This window comes from Salinicoccus cyprini, assembly GCF_007713705.1.
In the GTDB taxonomy this organism is placed as follows: domain Bacteria; phylum Bacillota; class Bacilli; order Staphylococcales; family Salinicoccaceae; genus Salinicoccus; species Salinicoccus cyprini.
Genome location: NZ_VMSJ01000001.1, coordinates 705639 through 721948 on the forward strand (window position 1 = coordinate 705639; position 16310 = coordinate 721948).

Genomic DNA, 16310 nt, shown 5'->3' on the forward strand with positions numbered 1-16310 from the left:
GATTCCAGTTGGCACAATCAACAATATATGATGAAACCTATATCGTCGGAGAGGTGGAGCGCGTCATTTTCCTGAGTGAACAGACGCGCTTTACTGTACTTAAAGTACTGATCGGTGAAACGAATACCCACTTCAGCGACGAAGTGATCGTTACGGGATATTTTCATGCCATCGCTGAAGGCGAAACATACCGTTTTACCGGCAAGATAACAAGTCATGCACGGTTTGGTGAGCAGTTCAGTGCGGAAACTTTCAAGAAAGAGCAGCCGACGACGGTACGCGGTGTCATACAGTACCTGTCCGGCGAGACGTTCCCGGGCATCGGGGAGAAGACCGCGAAGAAGATAGTGGAGACGCTGGGTGTTGAGGCACTCGGTAAGATTGCGGATGACCGCACTGTGCTGAGAGGCATCGAAGGGCTGTCCGCCAAAAAGCAGGAGATGATCCATAACCGGATCCTTGAGAACAGCCAGACGGAGCGGCTTGTCATCAAGCTGACAGAGTACGGCTTCGGTGCACGCATGAGTGCTAAGATCATGAAGACCTATCAGGATCAGGCGCTGCACGTCATCGAGAAGGACCCCTACAGGCTGGTCATGGACATTGAAGGTGTCGGTTTCCAGACCGCCGACCGCATCGCCTATTCCGCCGGTATCGCAAGAAATGATGAAACCCGGCTGCAGGCGGGCATCATGTACATCATGGAAGGCGTTGTCATGTCGGAAGGGCATACGTATATGGATTACGCCACGCTTGTGGAGCTGACCGGTGATCTGCTCAACCATGATGGTCAGGAATATTTCACACAGAAGGATATCGGCGCTACAATCGATGCCTTGTCGGATAACGACAAGCTGGTGCAGTATGAGGACCGCATTTATATTCCTTCGCTGTTCTATTCGGAATACAAGTCTTCCGAGCAGATATACCGCATGATCAACAATCGTACCGATGTCGCCGTCAGTGAGGAGAAGGCCGGAGAAGTCATCGGCGAAGTCGGGGAAAAGTTCGACATCCACTACAATGCCAAGCAGAAGTCCGCCATGATCGCCGCGCTGACGGAGAAGATCTCCATCATTACGGGCGGCCCCGGCACAGGCAAGACGACGATCGTCAAAGGCATCATCCGTGCATACCACGAGCTGCATGATCTGAAGGATCATGATGAATACGACAAGGACGAGTATCCGATCCGGCTCGTAGCCCCGACAGGTCGTGCATCCAAACGTCTCAGCGAAACCGCCGGTATTCCGGCGTCCACCATCCACAGGATGATCGGCTGGGGCATGGATACCGAGAAGGATGAAATGATCGATGCTGAAATCGATGCCGATCTGATCATCATTGATGAGATGTCGATGGTCGATACGTGGCTCTTCTACCAGCTGATGCGCAATGTCAAGCCCTATACCAGTCTGGTATTCGTCGGGGACCGGGATCAGTTGCCGTCGGTCGGTCCGGGTACCGTGTTCAAGGATCTGATCGAGTCGGAGATCATTCCGGTGACGGAGCTGGATACGATATACCGTCAGGGTGAAGGCTCCTCCATCATCCGCCTGGCCCACGAGATCAAGGAGCAGAGGAAGATGGATATCACCCAGAAGTTCAAGGACCGGCTGTTCATCCCGGCAAAAGTGAACCAGATTCCGGAGCTTGTCGACAATGTCGTCAACAAGGCAGTGTCGAAAGGCTATGATATGCGTGATATCCAGGTACTGGCACCTATATACAAGGGCAATGCGGGGATTTTGAAGCTGAATCAGATTCTCCAGTCTATATTGAACCCGGAGGATGAGGGCAAAAATGAAATCGCCTTCGGTGATGTCATCTTCAGGGAAGGCGACAAGGTCATCCAGCTCGTCAATCGTGCCGAGGACAATATTTTCAACGGCGACTCGGGTGTCATCGATTCAATCCTTTTCAAAGACCAGGATGAAGCCGAGAAGGATTCGATTCTGGTCGACTACGACGGCATCCACATCGCCTATGAAAGAAAGGAACTGACAGAACTCGCCCATGCCTACTGCACGAGCATCCACAAGGCGCAGGGCAGCGAGTATCCGATCGTCATCATGCCGGTGGTGAGAAGCTATCGCCATATGCTGATGAAGAATATCGTCTATACAGGCATCACGCGTGCCAAGGAATCGCTGATCTTGTGCGGGGACCCCGATGCATTCTATGAATCACTCGAGAAAGAGGGCATAGAGCGCCGGACGTCGCTGTATGAAATGATCCGGCTTCTGTTCGGCAGAACACCGGAGGAGAAACCGGCAGAACCCGGTGAAATACCGGAGGTGCTGAGTGAGGAGACGATGTTCACCATACCGGCGATGATCAACATGGGCGGCGTCACGCCCTACGATTTCATTTGACATATTCCTTGAATATTTCTATAATCAAAGCAAGTTTGATCAAGAGGGAATCTTGAACGGGCACCATGCATATCCAGAGACATTGTGGTTGGTGAAAACAATGATGCATCCACCCGTGTGCTATTTTCCACTCCATGTAAATACTCTTTGAGTGATGACGCTGTCATAACTTGGGTGGTACCGCGGTAAAGACCGTCCCATTATTTTGGGGAGGTCTTTTTATTTTTCATAAAATGAGGAGTGACAGTAATGAAACGACTGACAGGCAACGAAATCAGGGATCTATTCATCAAATACTTCAACCAGCACGGACATATGGTCGAGCCGAGTGCACCGCTCGTACCGATCGACGATGATTCACTGCTGTGGATCAACTCGGGTGTGGCGACACTGAAGAAATACTTCGACGGCAGGGTCATTCCTGAAAATCCGAAGATCGTGAATGCACAGAAGGCCATCCGTACGAACGACATTGAAAATGTCGGCTTTACAGCGCGCCACCATACGTTCTTCGAAATGCTCGGAAACTTTTCCATAGGCGACTACTTCAAGAAGGATGCCATCAAGTATGCGTGGGACTTCCTGACAAATGATGACTGGATCGGCTTTGACGCGGATCTACTCTACGTTACGGTGCACCCGGAGGATGAGGATGCCTACGCACTGTGGAGAAATGAAATCGGGCTGTCACCGGAGCGCATCATCCGCATCGAAGGCAACTTCTGGGACATCGGCGAAGGTCCTTCGGGTCCGAACAGCGAAATTTTCTACGATCGCGGACCGGAATTCGAATTCGACACGCCGGCCGAGGAGATGTATCCAGGGGGAGAGAATGAGCGCTACTTGGAAATCTGGAACCTGGTGTTCAGTGAATTCAACCACAACAAGGATAATACCTATACACCGCTGCCGAACAAGAACATCGATACCGGCATGGGTCTTGAGCGCATGGCAAGCATCACACAGGAAGTGCCGACCAACTTCGACACGGATCTGTTCACACCGATTCTTGCACGCATCGAAGAGATCAGCGGCTGCAAGTATGGCGAAGATGGAAATAAAGACGTCGCTTTCAAGGTCATCAGCGACCATATCCGTACGGTCAGCTTTGCTGTTGCGGACGGTGCACTGCCATCCAATGAAGGACGCGGCTACGTACTCAGAAGACTCATCCGCCGAGCAGTGCGTTTCAGCAAGGAGCTCGATATCGCCCGTGCATTCATGTATGAACTTGCTGACCCAGTGGCGGATGTCATGCACGGCTTCTATCCGAATGTCAGCGAGCGCAAGGCATTCATCAAGGAAGTCATCAGGAAGGAAGAAGAGCGCTTCCTGGCAACGCTTGATGAAGGCATCCAGATCTATGACCAGGTCAAGCAGAAGGCTGAGAGCGGTGATGGCACCATCAGCGGTGCAGACGCCTTCAGATTGTACGATACGTATGGATTTCCATACGAACTGACGAAGGAATATGCCGAAAACGACGGACTCCGGGTTGATGAAGCTGGATTCAGACAAGAAATGCAAGCGCAGCGCGAGCGTGCCAGAAATGCCCGCAAGTCCGGCGACTCGATGCAGATCCAGTCGGAGACACTGGCCGGGATTACTGACCAGAGCACATTTACAGGCTACCAGTCCATGCATGAGGAGGCGAAACTGCTCCACATCATCAAGGACGACACCTCGGTTGCACAGGCGGAAGGGGGTGCGCGTGTTGAACTTATATTCGACCAGACACCTTTCTATGCAACAAGTGGTGGACAGGTTGCAGACAAGGGGCAGATCAGAAGCAGCAATGCATCACTCGCTGTGGAGTCGGTCTACAAGGCACCGAACGGCCAGAATGTCCATGTGGCGACTGTCGAATCAGGCACAGTGACCACCGGTGATGTGTACAGCCTTGAAGTATTGGAAGAAAGCCGCAATTTCATCACCAAGAATCATACGGCTACCCACCTGCTCCACCAGGCGTTGAAGGATGTGCTCGGTGATCACGTCAATCAGGCCGGGTCACTTGTGGAGAAGGAAAGACTGCGTTTCGACTTTTCGCACCTTGAAGGACTGACTGACGAAGAAATCGACCGGGTGGAGACCATCGTCAATGAGAAGATCTACAGCAATATGCGAGTCGAAATTGCAGAAATGCCGATTGCCGATGCCAAAGAGAAGGGTGCAATGGCACTGTTCGGAGAAAAGTATGGAGACATCGTCCGCGTTGTCGATATCGACCAGTATTCCGTCGAGCTGTGCGGGGGTATCCATGTCGGCAGTACCGGAGAGATCGGCCTGTTCAAAATTGTCTCCGAAACCGGCATCGGTGCCGGCGTCCGTCGGATCGAGGCAGTCACAAGCCGTTATGCCGTCAATCTGTATAAAGAGAAGGAAGCTGTACTCCAGTCCATCGCAGGACGCCTTAAAGTCAAGGAGAACCAGGTGGACAGACGCGTCGATGCGCTTGTCGAGGAGAAGAAGGAACTTGAGCAGCAGATCAGAAAGCTCAAGGCGTCCGGTCAGGCGGATACGCTTGCGGATATGACGAATGAAGTGAAGGATATCAGCGGCATCAAAGTACTTTCAAAAGAAGTGCCGGCCGGCGGTGCCAAGGAACTGCGTGAAATGATGGACAACCTGAAGTCCCGTGCACAGGATGCAATCATCGCGCTTGGTACGGTCAACGACAACAAGGTATCACTCGTCGTCACGGTGCCTAAAGAATTGACAGATCGCTTCAAAGCTGGAGAGATAATGAAAGGCATGGCTTCGACAGTGGAAGGCAAAGGCGGCGGCAGACCTGATATGGCGCAGGGCGGCGGCACAAGCCCGGAAAATATAACAAATGCGTTACAGTTTGTTGAAGACTATGTTAAGAGTTCTCAGTAGAGGGCTATGAATGCTATAATGTATGGAAAGGCAAGCAATGATGGGAGTGCTGAATTTGAATCAATTTGACGAAACAAGGAAGTTCAGTGTCGAGGATACCAAGGCACATAATGTGAAGGAGATCATGACGACTGTCTACAGGACGCTCGAGGAACGCGGATACAACCCGATCAATCAGATCGTAGGGTATCTTCAGAGCGGTGATCCAGCCTATATTCCGCGTCACAATGAGGCGAGAAACAAGATCCGCCACATCGAGCGGGACGAAATCATGGAAGTGCTCGTCAGAACGTACATCGAGAAGGAAATCCATGAATAGGATACTTGGACTCGATGTAGGGACAAAGACCGTTGGTGTCGCGTTGAGCGATGCACTCGGGTGGACAGCGCAGGGGCTGACCACACTAAAGATCAATTATGATGAAGAATCATATGGTATTGAAGAAATTTCCCAGATTGTCAGGGACAATAACGTCAGCAGAATTGTGGTCGGTCTTCCGAAGAATATGAACAATACCGTCGGTGAGAGTGGCGACAGATCCATCCATTATAGTAAATTGCTTGAAAAGAAACTCCCAGATGTTAGAATAATATTATGGGATGAGCGTCTTAGCACAATCGGCGCAGAGCGATCGCTCCTCGAAGCGGACCTCTCCCGAAAAAAAAGGAAAGCTGTAATCGATAAAATGGCCGCAGTGTTCATATTGCAGGGCTATCTCGATAATCCAGTTAAAGGAGACTGAATTATGAGTCACGAAGAAATGGATTTCAACAATGAAGAAGAACTTCTGACACTGTATGATGAAGAGGGAAATGAAGTCCTCTACCGCAAGATGCTCGAGTTTCACCATCCCGGGTTCGACAAAGAGTATGTAATTCTTGCTGAAGAAGGCAACTTTTCAAATGATGATGAAGAAATAGAGCTCATTCCGATGATCAATATGCCGGATGATGACGGTGAAGGCGGCAAATTCATGCCTGTTGAAACTGACGAAGAATGGGACATGATCGAAGAAGTGGTCAATACTCAGATGGATGAACCTGAAGAGTAGAGCTTCTTAATGAATGAGGAATGGCTTCCAATCTATATTGGAAGCTATTTTTGAGATAGGAGTAATATATGAGTAAATACGACGATATCAGATTTTCAAAGAATGTTTCATCCTACCTTTCACTATTCATTATCGCTTTGCTGGCTGTGCTTTTCATATTGGGTGCTTTCTTCATCTACATGTACATCAAATCGGGTTCCGAGCCGCTCGACCCGAACTCTACTGAAGTGAAGGAAGTGACCATCGAGCAGGGATCGTCTTCAGGCATGATCGGTGATCAGTTGGAAAATGAAGAGATCATCAGAAACGGTACGATGTTCGAATTGTACCTCAAGCTGAACAGCATATCAGACTATCATGCGGGTTCATATGAACTGTCCCCGTCGATGAACTTCGAGCAGATTGCAAAAACGCTTGAAACAGGGCGGATCTATGAAGAGGTTCTCGGCCGTCTGACGATTCCTGAAGGATTCACCATCGAGCAGATTGCTGCCCAGATGGCGGATCAGGAGCAGATCAGCGGACAGGAGGACCGGTTCCTGGAACTGATGGAGGATGAGGCATTCATCAATACAATGATAGAGGAGTACCCGGATATGCTCTCTGAAGAGATACTTGCCGAGGATGTGAAGTATGCACTTGAAGGCTATCTGTATCCAGCCACATACGACATTACTGAAGAGGAACCGGACATCGAGAATCTCGTAAGACGGATGCTCGATGCAACAAGAAACAATACATTCAGTGTATACCAGTCGAGTAACGGCTATTCGATTACATTCGAAGGGGAGACCGAAGAGCTGTCATTCCATGAATTCCTGACGCTGTCCTCACTGATTGAAAAAGAGGCGACTTCACTGGCCGACCGTTCGAAGATTGCAAGTGTATTCCTGAACAGGATGTCTGAGAGTCCGAGCATGCCGCTGCAGACCGATCCGACGATTGCGTATGCCATCGGCGAGCACCAGGAACGGATACTTTTCGAGGACCTTGAAGTGGAGGATCCGTATAACACCTACACCAACACCGGCCTGCCTCCAGGACCGATCGCGTCACCAGGCATGCAGTCTGTTCAAAGTACGATGAACCCTTCAAACACGGACTTCTACTACTTCCTGGCAGATAGTGAAGGGAACAACCATTTCGCCAGAACGTTCGAAGAGCATGTTGAGAATAGGGAACAGTACATCAATAACCAGTAATGTATAAAAGCACCTTTTCTTTCAAAATGATTTGTGCTACTATAAACTGTGATAAATAAGGCAACTGATAACGCTTGTTATCAGTTGTACTTTTTTGTATATGGTGGGTAATATGGACATTTATGAATACATTAGAAATCTGAATGCACGTCCAGAGGCATTCCCGGAAATGCTTGCGTATGCCAAGCGGCACGATGTGCCGATCATGGATGAAGATGCACTGAACGTGATGAAGCACTACATGAAGCTGGCCCGAGTCAAAAACGTACTTGAAATTGGAACTGCAATCGGCTATAGTGCCATGCATATGCTGTCTGTGGATGACAGTGTGTCGGTAGTGACGATTGAAAAGGATGAAGATGCCCATCGGACGGCAAATGCATTTTTTACAGATCATGGGGTCTCCCACCGGGTGTTGAGCGTACTTGGCGATGCCAAGGAAGTTCCGTTCGAAGCGCTCGGCGAAGCGCCTTTCGATCTGCTTTTCATAGATGCATCCAAAGGAAACAACCAGCGTTTCTATGAACGGTACCTGCCTCTTGTGAAAACAGGAGGTCTCATTATAGTGGATAACATCCTGATCCGTGGACTTGTCGTACAAGACGGCATTACTGCACGTGGAACCCGCAGAATGAAGGAGAAGGTCGATGGTTTCAATAGAGCCGTTGCCGGTTCCGGGACCGCTTCTGCATTTCTGCCGGTCGGGGATGGTCTGCTTGTGATTATCAAAGATGAAAAGGAAGAGCTCAGATGAAGAGACCAACAGTCATAGGTATAGCTGGGGGGTCCGGTTCCGGCAAGACTTCGGTGACACGCAAGATCATGGAGGCGCTGGATGGCCACAGCGTTGTTCTGATCGAACAGGACTACTACTACAAGGACCAGAGTGATAAGACGTTTGAAGAAAGGCTGCGCACGAACTATGACCATCCTTTCGCATTCGACAATGACCTGCTGATTGCGCATATCAGGCAGCTGATCAACCGTCAGGCAGTCGAAATTCCTACATACAACTACGAAATACACACCAGAAGCGATGAAACGATAGAGGTGGAGCCGAAGGATGTCATTATTCTGGAAGGCATCTTCGCTCTGGAGAATGAAAAACTCAGAAATCTGATGGATGTCAAATTGTATGTGGATACCGATTCCGATATCCGCATCCTGAGACGCCTGCAGCGGGATATCGAAAAGCGCGGGCGTACCATGGATTCGGTCATCAGCCAGTACTTGAACGTCGTCCGGCCCATGCATCTCCAGTTCATTGAACCGACCAAACGCTTCAGTGATATCATCATTCCTGAAGGCGGGGAGAACAATGTGGCAATCGACCTCATTACAACCAAGATCCGCACGCTGCTGAGCGAATAGCAATTTCAAATATATTATATAAAAAGACGAAGGAGTACGATGGATATGCAAAAAGAATTCCCAATGACACAGAGTGGCTATGAACAGCTTCAGGAAGAGCTTGAACAGCTGAGAACCGTCAAGCGTCCAGAAGTTGTGGAGAAGATAAAAGTGGCAAGAAGTTTCGGAGACCTCTCCGAGAACTCCGAATATGATGCCGCCAAGGACGAACAGGGCTTCGTCGAGCAGGAAATTACAAAGATCGAGGATATGCTGCGCCATGCCAAGATCATCGAAGACAGCAATGACAACAACAGCGTCCAGATCGGCAAGACGGTCACTTTCAAGGAGCTGCCGGATGGCGACCAGGAAACCTACCAGATTGTCGGTAGTGCTGAAGCGGATCCATTCGAAGGCAAGATCTCAAATGAATCTCCAATCGCAAAATCACTTCTCGGTGCAAGACTCAATGATTCTGTCAATGTTCCGCTCCCGAATGGCAATGACATGAAAGTGGAAATCGTTTCTATTGACTAGGGGTGTCATCGGTATCATCGGTGCCATGAAACCTGAAATCGATATCCTTTTGGAGTGGATGGATGTCGAATCGACCGACTCGATTGCACATGCAAAAGTGTATCAGGGAAAACTTGAGGGCCAGGATGTCGTCCTGGTCCAAAGCGGTATCGGCAAGGTCAACGCCAGCATGATTACAGCGCTTCTGCTCGAGAGGTACTATATACGCATTCTGATCAATACAGGGGTTGCCGGTGCGCTGTCTGATAAGCTTGATGCAACCGATATGGTAGTCAGTACGTCTGTCCTCCATCATGATGTGGATGCGGTGGAATTCGGCTATGAGCTGGGACAGGTTCCCGGCATGCCGAAGTTCTATATTGCGGATAAGGGCCTCGCTAAACTGTCCATTGAGGCCATCGCCGGAAATGCCGATATTAAAGGATATGGCGGCCTTATCGTCAGCGGCGATTCATTTATCAGCAGTAGTGAACAAAAGAGCCGGATCACCCGCAATTTCAGGTCAGCACTGGCTGTGGATATGGAATCTGCTGCGATTGCACAGACCTGCTACCAGTATTCGACGCCTTTCGTCATCATCCGTTCGATTTCCGACAAGGCGGATGACACAGCAGATATGACATATGAAGAATTTCTGTCCAAAGCTTGTGTTCATTCGTCTGAAGTTGTAAAATCATTAGTGAAGGATTTGTAATCTGGAGGGGAAACGCCATGATCTATCTTATGAGCTTTGCAGTCGTCATTACAATCGTTATCGGTTACCTCATCTATCGAGATACTGATGTAGAGGATAATGAAATCAATGAATAACCCAAAAGCGCCTTAATCTTTAAGGGGCTTTTCTTTTTGTGGTAAAATATAAAAAAACTCATTAGGAGTGCATATATTGAAGCTGCTGGAAAAATACTTTCTACCAAGTGACTATTTCAGGGAATTCCATAGCATTACGCCACAGTATCTGAAGAGCCGCGGCATCAAAGCTGTAATTACGGATCTTGACAACACACTCGTAGGCTATGATGAACCCGAGGCGAACGAAAGTGTGCTGGAATGGTTCAAATCAATGAATGAAAATGATATAAAAGTGACAATTGTATCCAATGGGAGCAGGAACAGGGTCGGCAGGTTCTGTGATCCCCATGATATCGAATATATTTTCAGAGCAAGGAAACCGCTCGGCAGCGCCTATAGGAAAGCTGTGAAAATGATGGATGAAGACAAGAGGGAGACGGTCATGATCGGTGACCAGCTGATGACAGATGTATTCGGTGCAAACCGTGTCGGTCTAGAGAGCATACTTGTCTTGCCGGTTAAGAAGAAGGATGGCTGGGCGACAGTCGTCAATAGAAGAATCGAACGGGTTCTTATGAAGTACTTTGACCAGAAGGGTCTAATCCAGTGGGGGGACTAATATTTGGAAGCAATAAAATGTATCGGTTGCGGTGCAGAACTGCAATCTGAAGATAAGAACAAGCCGGGATTCATCCCGGCAAGCGGCATGGACAAGGAGAATCCGATATGCAAGCGGTGCTATCGACTGAAGCACTATAACGAAGTGATGGACATAGACATCGACTCCGGAGAATTTCTGACCATGCTCAATGCACTGTACGAAACCGACGGACTGATCGTCAAAGTCATCGATGTCTTTGATTTTCATGGCAGCCTGATACCAGCGTTCAACAGAATTGTCGGTGACAAGGACGTCATTGCAGTAATCAACAAGATCGATCTGCTGCCGAAGTCCGTCAATCGCAGCCGTCTCGTCCACAGGGCGAAGCAGATGCTCAGTGAAGCGGGAATCCGGGCGATCGACACCGTTGTCGTCAGTGCCATGAAGAATGAAGGGATGGATACGCTTGTCAATAAGCTGTCAAGCCACGCCAATGGACAGGATATATATGTCGTAGGCACGACAAATGTCGGCAAATCGACGCTGATCAACAGGCTGATAGAAAATACTTCCGGTGACAAGGAGGTCATCACGACCAGCAGATTCCCTGGTACGACACTCGATCTGATCGACATACCGCTCGATGAGAATGCGTTCATCTACGATACGCCGGGCGTTGTAATGGATTCCCAGATGGCACATTATGTGCAATCCGAAAACTTGAAGTTCATCTCTCCAGCCAAGGAGATCAAGTCCAAGACCTTCCAGCTGGATGCGTCACAGACACTGTTCATTGCGAACCTTGCCAGAATGGATTTTGTCAGCGGTGACAGAAACAGCTTTGTCGTCTATGCCAATCATGCACTCAACATCCATCGCACCAAGACGGCCAATGCGGACGATTTCTACAAGAAGCACTTCAACACGCTGCTCGCGCCGCCTGAAATATCAAAGCCGTATTTGAGCGAAGATTATGAGGTGTTCGAGTTCGATATGGAAGAGGACAGCGACATTTCCATAAGCGGTCTGGCGTTCATCCGCGCAGGTGCAGGCGCCACTGTTGCGGTCAGAGTGCCGAAAGGCATCGATGTCACACTGCGTCCGACAATCTTTAAAGGTGGTCAATAATGGGTAGATATGCAGTAATAGGGTACCCGATTTCGCATACACTTTCCCCGCTGATTCATAATGCCAACTTCGAAGCCAAAGGGACGGCGGACCAGTATTCGGCGATTGCAGTGCCCCCTGACCAGCTCATGCACATCAGGGATACCATCAGATCACAGGGTCTCGCCGGCTTCAATGTGACGATTCCGCACAAGGAAAAGATCATGGAATATCTGGATCACGTGGATGCGGATGCCATGAAGATCGGTGCGGTCAACACCGTCTCCGTTGATGGAGATGTACTGACCGGCCATAACACGGATATTACCGGGTACCTGGATGCATTCAACCAGACATTCGGCAGGCAGCACAGGCGCATACTGATCATTGGTGCAGGTGGTGCTGCAAAAGCTGTCCACAGGGCACATGCCAATAATGGTGACACGGTGACAATTGCCGCCCGCCGCATGGAGAGCTTCCAGCAGTTCAGAACTGTTGATTTCAAAGCGGTACTGATTTCGGATATACCGGATCTCGATCCGCATGACGCAATCATCAATACGACACCGGTCGGCATGAAGCATGAGGATCTGTTTGAAGAAATGGAAATACCGCACTCGATCATCACTGAAGATACACTCGGTGTGGATCTCATCTATCAGCCGGAAAGAACGAAGTTTCTCGAATACTTTGCAGAAGGCCACTATATGAATGGCATGCCGATGCTCATCCATCAGGCTATGGATGCCTACACTATATGGACCGGTGAACAGGGTGACATTGCAGCAGTCAATAGAAAATATAAAGCACATATCGGAGGTAAATCATGAACAAATTAACTTCACGGCAGGTGAAGCAGCTCAAATCAGAAGCACACCATCTGAGTCCTATCTTTCAGGTGGGAAAGAATGGTGTCAATAACAACTTCATTGAACAGATCGATGATGTACTGGAGAAAAGGGAACTGATCAAGATTTCCATACTGCAGAACTGCCTCGAGGACAAGGATACGATTGCCCAGCAGATCAGCGAAGGCACGAAAGGCCATATCGTCACTGTCATCGGCAATACGATCATCCTGTATAGAGAATCCAAAGAAAACAAAAAGATCGACCTGTCATGAAGATAGGTCTTTTTGGCGGGACATTCGATCCGGTGCACCCAGGTCACATCCATGCAGTGGTGGAAGCATATATTGCACTCGACCTGGATAAGGTGATCTGTATTCCGGCCAGACAGTCACCACTGAAGACAGAAGTGCCGACAAGTGATCATCACCGGTTGAAGATGCTCGAACATGCAGTGCGCCATTATGATTTCATCGAGATCGATACATGGGAAATGGAGCAGGAAGGTGTAAGCTACACTTATGATACGGCTGTCCATCTGAAGACGCAGTACCCGGATGATGCCCTCTTTTTCCTGATCGGAACGGATCAGTATAGAAGTTTTGAGAAATGGCATCGCTATCAGGAACTGCTCGAGATGCTGAATTTTGTTGTCATGGACCGCTTTTCCGATGCTCCGGTCAGCGATGATCGTTTCATGATCATCAGCCAGCCGGTGCTCGAAATTTCATCAACCATAATCCGGGAACGCATCAGAGAGGGAATACAGGTCCGGCATCAGCTTGATCCTGAGGTATATCAGTATATAAAGGAGAATCACCTGTATGAAGCATAAATCAGCCATCAATCTAGCCAAGGACAAACTGCCTGAGAAACGCTACAAGCATTCGAAGCGGGTTGCGGAAACCGCAGTGGAAATGGCGAACATCTACGGTGGAGATAAGAACAAGTGCTTTCTGGCCGGCATTCTTCATGATTTTTCCAAATATGATGAGCTTGGTGAGATGTACCAGTACGTGACAAACTATAAGCTTGATCCTGAACTGCTCGAATTCAAAAGCGAGGTGCTTCACGGTCCGGTGGCTGCTGTCAAGATGCGGGAGGAGCATGGTGTTGCCGACGAAGAGATCTTCCACGCCATCATGAACCATACAAGCGGCAGAAGCCAGATGTCGCTCAATGAAAAGATCATCTATGTTGCAGACTACATCGAGCCCGAGCGGACACAACCGGGCGTCGAGGGAATAAGGGATATCGTGTTCCAGCAGCAGAATCTGGACAAGGCTGTCTACGAAATAACGAAAGCGAATATACTTCATCTTGTGACAAAGGACCGTCCGGTATATCGCAGAACACTTGAGTGCTTGAACTACTACAATATGGTTAAGGAGTGACTGTATGAATACAGAACAACTGGTCGATCTTCTGATCGAAGCGTGTGACAATAAGCGCGCAGAGGAAATTATGAAATTTGATGTCAAAGAGACAAGCAGTGTCACAGACTGCTACCTGATCTGCCACGGCAACTCGGACAGGCAGGTCCAGGCGATTGCAGACGAGGTCATGGACTTCTGCAAAGAACGTGAAATGGATTATCTGATCGAAGGCTACAGGGAAGGAAAATGGGTACTGATCGACGTCAACAACGTCGTTGTTCATGTCTTCCATAAGCCTGAACGCGACTACTATAACCTTGAGCGGCTGTTCAAGTACGGTGAGCGCGTTGAAGTCTAGTCCGACCTATCAGCTTTTCAGCCACTATTATGATGAGCTGACATATGATATGCCATATGCGCTCTGGCTTGATATCATCCACCATTATGGAAAAAACAAGCAGACAGTGCTCGATATCGGCTGCGGTACCGGACGTCTGACGCGCCAGCTCGGTTTCCAAACCATCACCGGCATGGACCAGTCGGACATGATGCTTGACGTTGCACGCCGGCATGATGCACCGAATATTGAATATGTGCAGGGAGACATGCGTGACTTCGATCTAGGACGCACTTTCGATATGGTCACCGCAACTGTCGATGTACTGAACTACTGCAGCAGTCCGGACGAGGTGATCCAGGTGCTGAAACAAGTATACGAGCATTTGGCATCAGGCGGTATCTTCATTTTTGATATTCATAGCTCCTTTAAAATGAATGAGGACTTCAATGACGTCACATACAGCGATGAAACGGATCACATCACCTATATATGGCACGCTCTGCAGGGTGAAGCACCACTGTCCGTCGTCCATGATATGACGTTTTTCATCAAGGATGCGGATGATCCAGAACTCTACCGCAAGGTGGTGGAGACGCATAGCCAGCGAACATACACCCATATGGAGATGCTCCAGCTGATCAGCCGGTCCGGTTTCACCATCGATGCCGCTTTCAGTGACTTCGATATGGAAAATGCAGTGACTGAAGTATGCGACAGAGTATTCTATGTATTGAAGAAGTAGAAGTGATCTGACTCTATAATAGGCACTTGCAGAGCTGAACTTTTGTTCAGATTTGCAAGTGCTTTTTTATATATAAAAATGATAATTGCGGAATGTCTGATGACTGTAATAGAGTATGGATGTTAGACTTTACAAAATTAGTAATATAAGTGGAAGGTGATTAAAATAGCGAATTTTGTAGATTATCTTTTCAGTTTCTTCGACTTTGTTTTAATACAGAAAAGTCATGGTTCTTATGGTTATCCGATTTGTCCTATGTAGTTGTTGCATATTATTTATATGTAGCTTTTTCATTTTACGACTTCTAAGTATATAGGTCTGTATAAAATCAATTGGTATGAACTTGAGAGTCAGGTCATTTTTATTTCTCGAGTTTTTTTATTTATTTGACATCGAAAAAAATCAAAACGGCTATTTTTCACCATATATATATAAAGAGATTTTTCAGGAGGAATCGATATGGTGGATTTTAGTGCAGTCTGGCAGAAATATCGTTATCTGATTGTCGGTGGCGGGGGTATTATCATTGCTCTGGTACTGATCTTCTTTCAGCTTTCGGGTAATCAGGATGTGGAGGTGATGGCCTATGAGCCAGAACCGGTGGCCGAGGAACCTTCTGCGGAAGAAAATTTGGTGGAGGAGGCCATATTGGTCGAGAACATTTTTGTCGAAGTGAAAGGGGCGGTTAAAAACCCGGGCGTATACGAACTGCCGCCTGATGCCAGGGTCAAGAATGTCCTTGAAATGGCGCAGCTTGAACCGGAAGCCGATCTGCTCACAGTCAACCAGTCGATGAAACTGGTCGACGAGATGGTCATCTATGTACCAGAATTGGGTGAGTTGGTTGTTGCCACTGAAGCACCTGGTCCTACTGGCGACAGCACCCAGGAGGAAGGGAAGGTGAACATCAATACGGCGACCATCGAAGAGCTGACGACGCTGAACGGCATTGGTGAGAAGAAGGCTCAGCTCTTCATCGATTACAGGGAAGAGAACGGGCTTTTCATGAAGCTTGAAGATATCAAGAATATCTCCGGAATCGGAGATAAAACATATGAAAGTCTGGAACCTTATATTACAATAGATGAATAGTAAAGAGGAGGGCGAA

Annotated in this window: 19 protein-coding genes; all 19 read left to right on the top strand. The window is 48.5% G+C overall.

The genetic code is table 11. The features are described from left to right. The first annotated feature begins 8 nt into the window (after nucleotides 1-8). Entirely contained in the window at nucleotides 9-2375 is a 2367-nt protein-coding gene (gene recD2 / locus FO441_RS03405; protein WP_145285792.1) for an SF1B family DNA helicase RecD2, read from the top strand. 249 nt (nucleotides 2376-2624) lie between these two features. Next, complete coding sequence (gene alaS, locus FO441_RS03410) at nucleotides 2625-5255, top strand: alanine--tRNA ligase (RefSeq protein WP_145285794.1); 2631 nt, start codon at nucleotides 2625-2627, stop codon at nucleotides 5253-5255. Nucleotides 5256-5310: 55 nt separating this feature from the next. Then, nucleotides 5311-5574 (top strand): IreB family regulatory phosphoprotein, encoded by a 264-nt coding sequence (locus tag FO441_RS03415; RefSeq protein ID WP_145285797.1) that lies wholly within the window; start codon nucleotides 5311-5313, stop codon nucleotides 5572-5574. After that, entirely contained in the window at nucleotides 5567-5998 is a 432-nt protein-coding gene (gene ruvX / locus FO441_RS03420) for a Holliday junction resolvase RuvX (protein WP_145285801.1), read from the top strand. Before FO441_RS03415 ends, ruvX begins: the two co-directional genes overlap by 8 nt. 3 nt (nucleotides 5999-6001) lie before the next feature. Continuing rightward, the gene (locus FO441_RS03425; RefSeq protein WP_145285804.1) at nucleotides 6002-6307 is read left to right on the top strand and encodes a DUF1292 domain-containing protein; all 306 of its coding nucleotides are present in this window, start codon (nucleotides 6002-6004) and stop codon (nucleotides 6305-6307) included. 68 nt (nucleotides 6308-6375) lie between these two features. Beyond that, nucleotides 6376-7509, top strand: a complete 1134-nt coding sequence (mltG, locus tag FO441_RS03430) for an endolytic transglycosylase MltG (RefSeq protein WP_145285807.1) — start codon at nucleotides 6376-6378, stop codon at nucleotides 7507-7509. Between the two features lie 112 nt (nucleotides 7510-7621). Next, nucleotides 7622-8263 carry an O-methyltransferase gene (locus FO441_RS03435; RefSeq protein ID WP_145285811.1) on the top strand — a complete coding sequence of 214 codons (642 nt, stop codon included), beginning with the start codon at nucleotides 7622-7624 and terminating at the stop codon, nucleotides 8261-8263. Further along, nucleotides 8260-8880, top strand: a complete 621-nt coding sequence (gene udk / locus FO441_RS03440; protein WP_145285813.1) for a uridine kinase — start codon at nucleotides 8260-8262, stop codon at nucleotides 8878-8880. Before FO441_RS03435 ends, udk begins: the two co-directional genes overlap by 4 nt. A 39-nt stretch (nucleotides 8881-8919) precedes the next feature. Next, a complete protein-coding gene (gene greA / locus FO441_RS03445) occupies nucleotides 8920-9396 on the top strand; it encodes a transcription elongation factor GreA (RefSeq protein WP_145285816.1) in 477 nt (158 codons plus the stop codon). Next, nucleotides 9389-10090 carry a 5'-methylthioadenosine/adenosylhomocysteine nucleosidase gene (locus FO441_RS03450; RefSeq protein WP_145285818.1) on the top strand — a complete coding sequence of 234 codons (702 nt, stop codon included), beginning with the start codon at nucleotides 9389-9391 and terminating at the stop codon, nucleotides 10088-10090. The genes greA and FO441_RS03450 overlap by 8 nt, the downstream gene beginning before the upstream one ends. A 192-nt stretch (nucleotides 10091-10282) precedes the next feature. Next, nucleotides 10283-10807 (top strand): YqeG family HAD IIIA-type phosphatase, encoded by a 525-nt coding sequence (locus FO441_RS03455; protein WP_145285821.1) that lies wholly within the window; start codon nucleotides 10283-10285, stop codon nucleotides 10805-10807. A 3-nt stretch (nucleotides 10808-10810) separates the two neighbouring features. Then, on the top strand, nucleotides 10811-11917 hold the full coding sequence (gene yqeH, locus FO441_RS03460; RefSeq protein ID WP_145285824.1) for a ribosome biogenesis GTPase YqeH: 1107 nt from the start codon (nucleotides 10811-10813) through the stop codon (nucleotides 11915-11917). Further along, nucleotides 11917-12726: a shikimate dehydrogenase gene (aroE, locus tag FO441_RS03465; RefSeq protein ID WP_145285826.1), complete on the top strand. Its 810-nt coding sequence runs from the start codon at nucleotides 11917-11919 to the stop codon at nucleotides 12724-12726. The genes yqeH and aroE overlap by 1 nt, the downstream gene beginning before the upstream one ends. After that, nucleotides 12723-13019 (top strand): ribosome assembly RNA-binding protein YhbY, encoded by a 297-nt coding sequence (gene yhbY, locus FO441_RS03470; RefSeq protein ID WP_145285829.1) that lies wholly within the window; start codon nucleotides 12723-12725, stop codon nucleotides 13017-13019. The genes aroE and yhbY overlap by 4 nt, the downstream gene beginning before the upstream one ends. After that, entirely contained in the window at nucleotides 13016-13579 is a 564-nt protein-coding gene (gene nadD / locus FO441_RS03475; protein WP_145285832.1) for a nicotinate (nicotinamide) nucleotide adenylyltransferase, read from the top strand. The genes yhbY and nadD overlap by 4 nt, the downstream gene beginning before the upstream one ends. Beyond that, entirely contained in the window at nucleotides 13569-14138 is a 570-nt protein-coding gene (gene yqeK, locus FO441_RS03480; RefSeq protein WP_145285834.1) for a bis(5'-nucleosyl)-tetraphosphatase (symmetrical) YqeK, read from the top strand. The genes nadD and yqeK overlap by 11 nt, the downstream gene beginning before the upstream one ends. A gap of 4 nt (nucleotides 14139-14142) precedes the next feature. Continuing rightward, nucleotides 14143-14478: a ribosome silencing factor gene (rsfS, locus tag FO441_RS03485; RefSeq protein WP_145285837.1), complete on the top strand. Its 336-nt coding sequence runs from the start codon at nucleotides 14143-14145 to the stop codon at nucleotides 14476-14478. Continuing rightward, nucleotides 14468-15202 carry a class I SAM-dependent DNA methyltransferase gene (locus FO441_RS03490; protein ID WP_145285840.1) on the top strand — a complete coding sequence of 245 codons (735 nt, stop codon included), beginning with the start codon at nucleotides 14468-14470 and terminating at the stop codon, nucleotides 15200-15202. The genes rsfS and FO441_RS03490 overlap by 11 nt, the downstream gene beginning before the upstream one ends. A 459-nt stretch (nucleotides 15203-15661) precedes the next feature. Further along, nucleotides 15662-16294: a helix-hairpin-helix domain-containing protein gene (locus FO441_RS03495; RefSeq protein ID WP_145285842.1), complete on the top strand. Its 633-nt coding sequence runs from the start codon at nucleotides 15662-15664 to the stop codon at nucleotides 16292-16294. Nucleotides 16295-16310 lie beyond the last annotated feature (16 nt).